We start from the raw sequence: 9,675 nt of genomic DNA on the forward strand, positions 1-9,675 counted from the left end.
CCAGGCGGCCGGGGCGGGCTCGTCCGGCTCGTCCGGTTCGGGGGCGCGGTCGGCGACCGCGACGCGGCTGCGCTTGGGCAGCCCGTGCTCGGTGGACGGGACGTCCGGCGCGGCCGCGGCCTGCCCGCCCTCGGCGCCGCCGGACACGGCGGGCCGCGTCCGAGGGCCGTCGGGCACCTCGGTGAGCAGCGAGCTCGGCACGAACACGACGGCGCGCACGCCGCCGTAGGGGGACCGCGAGTCGACCGACACCGAGAACCCGTACCGGGCGGCGAGCACCCCCGCGACGGCGAACCCGACGCGCGGCGGGTCGCCGAGCCGGTGCACGTCCACCGACGTCTCGCCGGACAGCAGCTCGGCGGCGCGCTGGAGCTCCTCGGCGTCCATCGCGACGCCCGCGTCGTCGATGGTGATGGCGACGCCGTTGTGCGCGGTGCGGAAGTTGACCTCGACGGCGGTGTCCGGGCGGGAGTGGCGGGCGGCGTTGTCGAGCAGCTCGGCGAGCGTCAGCACGACCGGCTCGACCGCCCGGCTGGTGATCGCGACGTTCACCGGTCCCTCCAGGTTGATCCGCAGGTAGTCGCGGATCCGGGAGGTCGCGCCGCGCACCACGTCGGTCAGCGAGGACGCCGAGCGCTGCTGGCCCGGCCACGACCCGCACAGCACGGCGGTGGCCTGCGCGCGCCGGCCGAGCTGGGCGTTCATGTGGTCGATGCGGAGCAGGCCGTCGAGCACGTCGGGGTCGTCGTGCCGCTCCTGCATCGAGGAGATGGCGAGCTGCTGCTCGTTGGCGAGGCTCTGCACGGCGCGCATCATCGAGCGGAGGGTCGACTTGGCGGACTGGTCGGCCCGCGCCCTGACCCGGTCGGCGGACCCGGCGAACAGGTCCATCACCGTCTGCAGGGACTGGCCGAAGGCGGGCGCCTTGCGGGTGAGATCGTGCAGGGGGCCGGCGACGCGCATGCCCGGGTTGTGGAGCGAGTCCATCAGCTCGGGCAGCCGGACGTCGGCGAGGTGCCGCAGCTCCTTGTCGCGCAGCTCGACGCCGGCCGCGAGGGCGGCGTTCTGGTCGCGGAGCTCGGCGGTCAGCCGCCGCTGGCGCGCCAGCTGGACGGCGGCGGCGACGCCGGCGGCGGCCACGACGACGAGCGCCGCCGCCAACAGGGTTTGCTCCATCGGATCCTCGTGACGCAGGGGGGTCGGGCGAGACGGGCCGGCGTCGGACCGTCTCGTGGCCGGTGGGACAAGTGCCGACGGCGCAGGTCGGGGAGGTGACGCGCCGCGGTTTCGTGACCGTAGGCCGGGGCGCGGCGGGCGCGCTTGTGCCCGCGCGCAGAGAACTTGCCGCGAGGCGCATGCCACGATCACCGGCAGTCCGATACGCGTTACTTTCCGGCGTGTTCGCCTGATTTGGCGGCGGTGATCGTACTACCCTCGCCTGCGGCGGGCCGCCCTGATCAGCGCGTCCCCGACGCCGGACCGGCGGCGCCCGCCCGGATGCGGCACGGCGGAAGGGCAGGGGTGGACGACGGCGCCTACCAGCTCGTCCTGTGCTGGTCGGAGCAGATCGACTGCGTCCGCACCGCCGGCCAGGCGCGCCGCGAGCGCGCCGACGGCTACCGCTTCCTGCTGCCGCTCGACGGCGAGCTGACCCTGGTCCAGGACGGCCGGGAGGCGCGGCTGCGCCCCGGCACCGGCGGCCTCGTCACGCTGGCCGAGCCGTTCCGGATCGGCATCGCGTCCGGGCACGGGCCCAGCGCCGTCCGCCCGCAGGACGGGGGCCGCCGCGACGGCTCCGCCAGGGCGTTCGTCATGACGATCCCGGCGCGCGAGATGGACCGCCGGCTGCGCCGCCCGTCGCCGGTCGCCACCGGCCTCGACCTGTCCGCCGGCCTCGGCCGCGTCGTCGCCGACATGGTGCGGGCCGTCGGCGAGGAGCGCCGCGCCCTCGGCGCCGCGCAGTTCGACGCCGCCTGCGACCGGATCACCGAGCTGCTCTGCGTCGTCGTCGCCGAGCGGCAGCGGCCCGCCGCGCCCGGCCACCTCGCCGAGGTCGAGGCGGTGGTGCGCCGGTACGTGCGCGAGCACGCCACCGAGCCCGGCCTCACCGGCGCCGCCGTGGCCCAGGACCTCGGCTGGTCGCTGCGCCAGGTGCAGCTCGCCCTCCAGCACGCCGGGACGACGCCGCGCGAGCTGATCCGCGAGGAGCGGCTGCGGCTCGTCCGGGACCGGCTGCGCAACCCGCAGGACCGCGACGTCACCATCACCGACCTCGCGCACGCCGCCGGGTTCTCCTCGGCCAGCGCGCTCAGCACCGCGTTCCGGCGCCGGTTCGGAGTGAGCCCCCGCGAACTCCGCCACGCCGCGCACTGACCGCCGTCCCGGGGCGGCCGGATTGGCACGCATTTCCATTCACCCGCGCGCCCCCCGGGGTTACCATTCCGCTGACTTCGTCGGACGGGGCAGACGCGGGTAGGAGCGTGCGCTCGTGGATCTCGGCCCCCACCACCTGAGGATGATCGAGGCCGTCGCGGCGACCGGCAGCATCAGCAAGGCCGCCGCCCGCCTCGGCCTCACCCAGCCCGCCGTCAGCACGATGCTGCGCCGCGTCGAGGGCCACCTCGGCGTGCAGCTGTTCGTCCGCTCCGCGGAGGGGGTCCTGCCGACGCCGGTCGGCGCGGAGGTCGCGACGCGGGCGCGCGCGGCGCTGGCCTGCATCGACGACCTGAACGCCGCGCTGGCGCACCGCCGCGACCCGGCGTCCGTGCCGTCGCTGCGGGTCGGGGTGCAGGCGTGCCCGGCGCTGACCCGGCTGAGCGACCACCTCGGCGAGCTGTCGGCGTCCGCGCGGCTGCACCTGCGCGTCGACCCGGGCGGCGGCCGCATCCCGGCGCTGCTGGCCTCCGGCGCCCTCGACATCGGGCTGTTCCAGGAGCCGGTCGGCCACGGCCGCCCGGTCAGGGAGGGGCTGCGGCGGCTGGTGCTGGTGGAGCGAGAGCCGGCGCTGGTCGGGATGTCGGCGGCGAGCCCGCTGGCCGCCGGACGCACCGTCGCCCTCGCCGAGCTGGCCGAGCACGACTGGATCGACGACCCGCTGGACGACGGCCCCTGGCCGGCCTACTTCCGCGCCGCCTGCGCCGCCGCCGGATTCCAGCCGCGCGTGCGGTTCTGGGCGACCGACTGGCAGATCTCCTCGTCGCTCATCCGGTCGGGGCGGGCGATCGGCATCTACCAGCCGACCGCGGGCCCCCGCGACGGCATGGCGTTCCGGCGGCTCACCGGCGACCCGCTCGCTCAGCGCGTCGTGCTGGTCTGGCGGCCCGAGGCCGAGGAGGCCGCCCTGCGGCTGCGCGACGTCTTCGCCGACGTCTACATGGAGCTCGTCCGCGCCCAGCGCGTCTACGGCGAGTGGTGGGACGAGCACCCCGAGGCCCACCCCTCCCTCCCCGCCTGACGCGGGTTCGCGGGGCGCGTCCCGCGGACCGCGCAGGACCCGCGGGACACGCCCCGAGACGCGGGTTCCAGGAGGGGACGGGAACCCGCGGACGGCGGCTACCGGGGGACGCGCCCGCGGCGGGCCGCGACGATGCCGGCCGCCGCGGCCAGCGCGCCGCAGGCGCCGAGCGCCGGCAGGAGGGGCGCCGTGCCTCCGCCGCCGCTCCCCGTCCCCACGCCCGTGCGGGGCGTGTAGCCGCCGAGCCTCCCGGACCGCTGGTAGGACGATCCCGGGAGCTTGTCGGCGTACCGGGCGCGAACCAGGTTCCGGTACGCCGCCACCGTCACGCCGCGTTTCCCTACCGACGTCGTGGCGGTGGGGTTGAGGCCGGTGACCCGGCCGTCCTTGAGCCGGTACCAGGCGTTGATCTGTGGCTCGGTGAACACCGTGCCGCCGCCGGCCCGCGCCGGGTAGGCGGCCTCGTCGGTGCCGGAGATCACGTTCATGATCTTCCAGCCCGTGCCCTGCCTGACCAGCCACATCGTGGCGTGCTGGCCGGTCGCCGAGTGCGCGCCGACCGCGAGGTAGGCGAACGCGGCGACGGACGCGTCCCGCCGCCCCTGCACGAACCCCGGGTTCAGCGTGTAGACGGGCCGGACCGCGCCGTCCAGCGCCGGCGCCTTCGCCGCCTTCGCGGACTTGCTGACGGCCTGGTCCGTCAGCTCGCCCCGCTGGTGTTGATCGAGGTGGACGAAGAAGGTCGCGAGCCGCTCCCTGGCGGCGGGCGAGGCGGCGACCTTGGCGGCGGCCGCCGTGTCGGCGGGGGACGGGCCGTCGGCCAGCGCCGTCCCGGTGCCCGCGACCATCGTGACGCCGAGGCCGGCGGTCACCGCTCCCGCGGCGAGCTTCGCTGAGGTGCGCATCTCAACCACCGATCCCCGACAGGGCCTGGCCCCATTGGAACTGGTAATTGCTGACGTAACTGCTGTAGGCCATTTCGGAGTAGCGCGGGCTGGACGGCCACGGGTCGCCGTAGGAGATGGTCCGGCTGTACGGGTCGTAGCCGTAGATGACCTGCGAGTGCCCGCCGCCGGCGCTCCAGTAGATTCCGGTCTGGACGGGCCGCCGCCCGTCGATCTCGCTTTCCACGCCCTGGAACGAGAGGGGCCCGCTGACGTAGCCGGGGCTCAGGCCGAGCGCCTGGAACGCGCGCTGGTCCCATTGCAGCTGCCCGGCCTGGTTCGGGCAGTAACCGCCCCGCGGGTACCCGCGTGCGAGGTTGCAGAAGTCGTTCTGGCTGACGTTGCCGACGCCGAAGTACTTCGCGATCGTCAGCCCGCTGGCGGCCCAGCACCACTGGTCCTGCTGCTGCACCTGCTGGGTGATCGGGAGTTCGCCGGCCGCGGCGACTCCGGTGCCCGCCGCGGCGGTGAGGGTGCCCGCCGCCGCGGCGGCGACCCCGCACGTGAGCCGCCACCGTGCCCGGGCGGACCGGGTACGCGTTCTCATTCGCTTCCGCCTTTTCTCCCGGCGTGCCGAAGAGCGCCTCGCGCACGGGGAGCCGTGCAATTCCCTCCGGTGCCGGGGTGGATTCTCCGGACGGAAACTGCCGTGCGCGAGACCGAAGCAACGCCATGACGGTCTCATCCACCCCAAAAACCCGGGAAATGCCAACAGGTCATAACTTCCAGATATGACCCGTCGCCGGACGGTGAATTCCGGGGTCAGGGTGCGGTGGCGGAGAGGGTGACGGTCACGGTGAGGCCGCCTTCGGGGCGGGGGCGGGCGGTGACCTCGCCGTCGTGGGCGCGGACGATCGACTGCACGATGGACAGGCCGAGGCCCGCGCCCTTGGCGGTGACGACGCGGTCGGCGTCGAGGCGGCGGAACGGCTCGAACAGGCCCGGCACCTCGTAGGACGGGACGTGCGGGCCGGAGTTGGCGACCTCCAGGACGGCGCGTCCGCCCCGCGTGCCGGACGTGACGCTCACCCAGCCGCCGCCCTTGCCCGTGTTGTGGCGGATGCCGTTCTCGACGAGGTTCTCCACGACGCGTTCGAGGAGCAGCGCGTCGCCGCTGGTCATAGCCTCTTCGGGCGCGGCCGTGACGGTGACGCCGGCCTGCTCGGCCTCCGGCGCGGTCCGCGCCGCGACGTGCGGGACCACGTCCGCGAGGTCCACCGGGGCGCGGCCGGTGATCTCGTTCTCCGAGCGGGCGAGCAGCAGCAGCCCGCCGATCAGGCGTTCGTGCCGCGAGGTGATCTGCAGCAGGTCCTCGCCGAGGCGCAGCACGTCCGGGGACGCCGTCTTGCGGTGCATCGCGACCTCGACGAGCGCGCGGCCCAGCGTGAGCGGGGTGCGCAGCTCGTGCGAGGCGTTCGCGACGAAGCGGCGCTGCCCGTCGAAGGAGCGGTCGAGCCGCTCGACCATCGTGTCGAAGGTGTCGGCGAGCTCCCTGACCTCGTCGTGCGGGCCGCGCAGCGCGATCCGCTCGTGCAGGACGCGGTCGGCGGCGGGCGCGCGGGCGATCCGCCGCGCGGTCTCGGTCACCCGGTGCAGCGGCGCGAGGACGCGTCCGGCGATCAGCCAGCCGAACCCGGCGGCGACGCCGGCGACGAACAGCAGCGCGATCGACCCCTCGGTGACCAGGGACTTCGTCGCGGCGGCCTGGTACTCGTCGTGCTGCTTGCGCATCATGCGCTCGATGTCCGCGGTGGCCGCGTTGGCGTCGGGGAGGTTCCGGGACGTCCCGTCCATGTTCACCAGCGTCCGCCCGCCGCCGTTGGGCGCCCCGGACTGCTGCGTCGTGACGCGGGCGAGGACCCGCGTCCCGGACCGGTCGAGCTGCTGGGTGAACAGCGCGTACGTGACGCCGAGGAGCACCAGGCCGGCGGCGAGGAACAGGCCGCCGTAGGTCAGCGTGAGGCGGGCGCGCAGCGACACGCGGCGCGGCCGGCCGATCGCGGGGATCTTCACGGGATCCGGTACCCCGCTCCCTTGACGGTCTCGATGACGGGCGGCTCGGCGAGCTTGCGGCGCAGCTTCAGGACGGTCAGCCGGACCGCGCCGGTGAACGGGTCGGCGTGCTCGTCCCACGCCTTCTCCAGCAGCTGCTCGGCGGACACGACCGCGCCGTCCGCGCGCAGCAGCTCGGCCAGGACGGCGAACTCCTTGCGCGCCAGCGGGACGTACCGGCCGTCGCGGAACACCTCGCGGCGCGCCGGGTCGAGGGTGATCCCGGCGCGGCACAGCGTCGGCGGCGCGGCGGGCCGGGACCGGCGGCCGAGGGCGAGGACCCGGGCGGCCAGCTCGGCGAACGCGAACGGCTTGGTCAGGTAGTCGTCGGCGCCGAGGCCGAGCCCGGCGACCCGGTCGGTGATCTCGGCGGCGGCGGTCAGCATGAGCACCCGCGCCGCCGCGCCCGCCGTGACCAGCTGCCGGCAGACGTCGTCGCCGTGCACGACGGGCAGGTCCCGGTCCAGCACGACGACGTCGTAGTCGTTGACGCCCGCGCGTTCGAGGGCGGACGCCCCGTCGTGCGCGAGGTCGACGGCGTGCGCCTCGTCCCGCAGCCATTCCGCGATCGCGTCCGCGAGGAGCCGCTCGTCCTCCACCACCAGCACCCGCATGCCGTTCCCTCCGCCAGGTCCAGACCGCCGATGGTGCCGGGCGGTGTGTTTCCTCGCCGTAAGGGCCGTGGCCGGGGCGGGCGGAAACGGTGGGGAAACGTGCGGCCGCGTTGCATCGCTCCTCGTCCGGCCGGAGCACGTCCGGCCGCCGAACGAGGGGACGAGACATGCGACTGCGCACCCAGGGCGCCCTTGCGGCGCTGCCGCTGGTGATGGCGCTCGCGCTGACCGGCTGCGGGTCGAAGGACGGCGGGGACGGCGAGGTGGCGTCGGCGGGCGGCGGCAAGCAGGCCACCGCGTCCAAGAGCGCCGACCCGCAGGGGATGGGGGTGAAGTTCGCCCAGTGCATGCGCGAGCACGGCGTTCCGATGGACGACCCGCAGGGCGGGCGCGTGACGCTCAAGCTCGACGGCAGCACGCCGAAGGAGACGGTCGACAAGGCGCAGGAGGCGTGCCGCCAGTACAACCCGATGGAGAACGGCGCCGCGAAGCCGGATCCGAAAATGCAGGAGCAGGTCGGGAAATTCGCCGAGTGCATGCGCAAGAACGGCGTCGAGGACTTCCCCGACCCGAAGCCGGGCCAGCAGGGGATCATCATGGACAAGAAGCTGTCCGAGGACCCCGATTTCAACAACGCCCAGCAGAAGTGCAAGGACATCATGGCGGGCGGCCCGAAGTGACGGCCCTCGGGGAGCGGGCGCCCGGGGAGCGGGCGCCCGAGGACGACAGGCGCCGCGCGCGGCGGCGCCGTCCCGGCCGGCGGGCCGTCCTCGCGGCGGCGGCCGCGGTGGCCGTCGCGGGCGGTGCGGCCGCCGTCGCGCTGAACACCGGAGGCGGTTCCGGCAAGGACCGGGCGACCGCCCTTCCGCCGAACACGACGCAGGTCACGCGGCAGACGCTGAAGGACGAGCAGACCGAGGACGGCTCGCTCGGCTACGGCCCCACCTACACCGCGACGAGCCGGCTCCAGGGCACGCTGACCAAGGTCCCCGAGAGCGGCGACGTCATCAAGCGGGGCCAGGCCCTGTACGAGGTGGACGGCGACCCGGTCGTCCTCATGTACGGGTCGAAACCGGCGTACCGTCCGCTGCGGATCGGCACCGAGGGGTCGGACGTCGAGCGTTTCGAGAAGAACCTGAAAGCGCTCGGCTATGACGGATTCACCGTCGACAAGGAGTACACCGCCGACACCGCCGACGCCGTCGAGAAATGGCAGGACGACCTCGGCCTCGACGAGACCGGAACGGTCGAGCTGGGCCGGGTGGTGTTCGCGCCGGAACCCGTCCGGATCGACAGCCTCCAGGCGAACGCCGGGGACCCGACCGGCCCCGGCCGGAAGGTGCTCACCTACACCGGCACCGACAAGGCCGTCACCGTCGAGCTGGACACGACCGACCAGCGGATGGCCCGCAAGGGCGCCGCGGTCGAGGTCACGCTCCCCGACGACACGACCGTGAGCGGGCGGATCGACGAGGTCTCCACGGTGATCAAGCCGGGCGACGGGCAGGGCGCCGACCCGTCCACGAAGGTCGAGGTGATGATCTGGCTGCGGTCGTCGAAGGCGCGCAAGGCCGCGGCGAAGTACGCGCTCGCCGCCGTCGACGTCACCTTCACCGCGGGCGCCCGCAAGGAGGTGCTGACGGTCCCGGTCACCGCGCTGGTCGCGCTGTCGGAGGGCGGGTTCGGCGTCGAGGTCGTGAAGGGCTCGACGTCGTCGTACGTCCCGGTGAAGACCGGGCTGTTCGCCGACGGGCGGGTCGAGGTGTCCGGCGCGGGCGTCGCCGAGGGCACCGTCGTGGGGGTGCCGAAATGATCGAGCTGCGCGAGGTGACCAAGGAGTACCCGGGCGGCGTCCGGGCGCTCGGCGGGGTGTCGCTGCACGTCGGCGCCGGGGAACTGGTCGCGATCGTCGGGCCGTCGGGGTCGGGGAAGTCGACGATGCTGAACGTGCTCGGCACCCTGGACCGGCCGACGTCCGGGACCGTCCGCATCGACGGGCACGACGTCGGGCGGCTGCCGGACGCGGCGCTGTCGGCGCTGCGGGCGAGCCGGATCGGGTTCGTGTTCCAGCAGTTCCATCTCGCCGCCGGGACCCGCGCGCTGGACAACGTCGCCGACGGGCTCCTGTACTCGGGGCTGCGGCCGGCCGCGCGGCGGCGGCGGGCGGCGGACGCGCTGGAACGGGTCGGGCTCGCGCACCGGATGCACCACGAGCCGCACGAGCTGTCCGGCGGCGAGCGGCAGCGCGTCGCGATCGCGCGGGCCGTCGCGGGGGAGCCCGCGCTGCTGCTGGCGGACGAGCCGACGGGCGCGCTGGACTCGGCGTCCGGCGACGGGGTGATGGCGCTGCTGCGCGGGCTGCACGCGGCCGGCACCACCGTCGTGATCATCACGCACGACCGGGAGATCGCGGCGGGGCTGCCGCGCCGGGTCCGGATGCGCGACGGCCTGGTGGTCGAGGACTCGGCGCTCCCGGCGCGGGCGGAGCCGGCGGAGGCGGCGCGATGACCGCGGGGACGCTGCGTCCCGAGCGGCCGGAACCCGGGCGGCCGGATCCCGGGCGGCCGCGTCCGGCCCGGCCGCGCCCGGCCCGGCCCGAGCCGGGCCGGGC

The 9,675-nt window shown here is 74.9% G+C and carries 10 protein-coding genes; 5 read left to right on the plus strand and 5 right to left on the minus strand.

Going from position 1 to position 9,675, the window contains the following annotated elements; genetic code table 11:
- Window positions 1-1,176 (minus strand): ATP-binding protein (locus ABZ914_RS39210; protein ID WP_500199575.1); only part of this gene is annotated, 1,176 nt, incomplete at its 3' end.
- A 243-nt stretch (window positions 1,177-1,419) separates the two neighbouring features.
- On the opposite strand from ABZ914_RS39210, the gene ABZ914_RS39215 reads away from it, so the two are divergent.
- Both ABZ914_RS39215 and ABZ914_RS39220 read left to right on the plus strand, forming a co-directional pair.
- Window positions 1,420-2,373, plus strand: coding sequence for an AraC family transcriptional regulator (locus ABZ914_RS39215; protein ID WP_500199576.1), 954 nt, complete (start codon window positions 1,420-1,422; stop codon window positions 2,371-2,373).
- A 115-nt stretch (window positions 2,374-2,488) separates the two neighbouring features.
- Window positions 2,489-3,454, plus strand: a complete 966-nt coding sequence (locus ABZ914_RS39220) for a LysR family transcriptional regulator (RefSeq protein WP_500199578.1) — start codon at window positions 2,489-2,491, stop codon at window positions 3,452-3,454.
- Window positions 3,455-3,552: 98 nt separating this feature from the next.
- On the opposite strand, the gene ABZ914_RS39225 is transcribed toward ABZ914_RS39220, so the two are convergent.
- From ABZ914_RS39225 to ABZ914_RS39240, 4 genes are all read right to left on the minus strand, one after another.
- On the minus strand, window positions 3,553-4,359 hold the full coding sequence (locus ABZ914_RS39225) for a hypothetical protein (protein WP_500199579.1): 807 nt from the start codon (window positions 4,357-4,359) through the stop codon (window positions 3,553-3,555).
- A gap of 1 nt (window position 4,360) precedes the next feature.
- A complete protein-coding gene (locus tag ABZ914_RS39230; protein WP_500199581.1) occupies window positions 4,361-4,945 on the minus strand; it encodes a papain-like cysteine protease family protein in 585 nt (194 codons plus the stop codon).
- A 215-nt stretch (window positions 4,946-5,160) separates the two neighbouring features.
- Window positions 5,161-6,411 (minus strand): sensor histidine kinase, encoded by a 1,251-nt coding sequence (locus ABZ914_RS39235; protein WP_500199582.1) that lies wholly within the window; start codon window positions 6,409-6,411, stop codon window positions 5,161-5,163.
- Complete coding sequence (locus tag ABZ914_RS39240) at window positions 6,408-7,064, minus strand: response regulator transcription factor (protein WP_190856924.1); 657 nt, start codon at window positions 7,062-7,064, stop codon at window positions 6,408-6,410. Before ABZ914_RS39240 ends, ABZ914_RS39235 begins: the two co-directional genes overlap by 4 nt.
- A 167-nt stretch (window positions 7,065-7,231) precedes the next feature.
- Here ABZ914_RS39240 and ABZ914_RS39245 point away from each other — a divergent pair, with 167 nt between their 5' ends.
- The 3 genes from ABZ914_RS39245 to ABZ914_RS39255 are packed head-to-tail and all read left to right on the plus strand — an operon-like array spanning window position 7,232 to window position 9,572.
- The gene (locus ABZ914_RS39245) at window positions 7,232-7,744 is read left to right on the plus strand and encodes a hypothetical protein (RefSeq protein WP_500199584.1); all 513 of its coding nucleotides are present in this window, start codon (window positions 7,232-7,234) and stop codon (window positions 7,742-7,744) included.
- Window positions 7,741-8,877 carry a peptidoglycan-binding protein gene (locus ABZ914_RS39250; RefSeq protein ID WP_500199586.1) on the plus strand — a complete coding sequence of 379 codons (1,137 nt, stop codon included), beginning with the start codon at window positions 7,741-7,743 and terminating at the stop codon, window positions 8,875-8,877. The genes ABZ914_RS39245 and ABZ914_RS39250 overlap by 4 nt, the downstream gene beginning before the upstream one ends.
- Window positions 8,874-9,572: an ABC transporter ATP-binding protein gene (locus ABZ914_RS39255; RefSeq protein ID WP_190856927.1), complete on the plus strand. Its 699-nt coding sequence runs from the start codon at window positions 8,874-8,876 to the stop codon at window positions 9,570-9,572. Before ABZ914_RS39250 ends, ABZ914_RS39255 begins: the two co-directional genes overlap by 4 nt.
- The last annotated feature ends 103 nt before the right edge of the window (window positions 9,573-9,675 follow it).

This window comes from Spirillospora sp. NPDC046719 (assembly GCF_040645715.1).
Taxonomy (GTDB): domain Bacteria; phylum Actinomycetota; class Actinomycetes; order Streptosporangiales; family Streptosporangiaceae; genus Spirillospora.

Coding starts and splice junctions, on each gene's coding strand:
- ABZ914_RS39225 (WP_500199579.1), bottom strand. CDS start 4,359: ATGCGCACCTCAGCGAAGCTCGCCGCGGGAGCGGTGACCGCCGGCCTC.
- ABZ914_RS39230 (WP_500199581.1), bottom strand. CDS start 4,945: ATGAGAACGCGTACCCGGTCCGCCCGGGCACGGTGGCGGCTCACGTGC.
- ABZ914_RS39240 (WP_190856924.1), bottom strand. CDS start 7,064: ATGCGGGTGCTGGTGGTGGAGGACGAGCGGCTCCTCGCGGACGCGATC.
- ABZ914_RS39245 (WP_500199584.1), top strand. CDS start 7,232: ATGCGACTGCGCACCCAGGGCGCCCTTGCGGCGCTGCCGCTGGTGATG.
- ABZ914_RS39255 (WP_190856927.1), top strand. CDS start 8,874: ATGATCGAGCTGCGCGAGGTGACCAAGGAGTACCCGGGCGGCGTCCGG.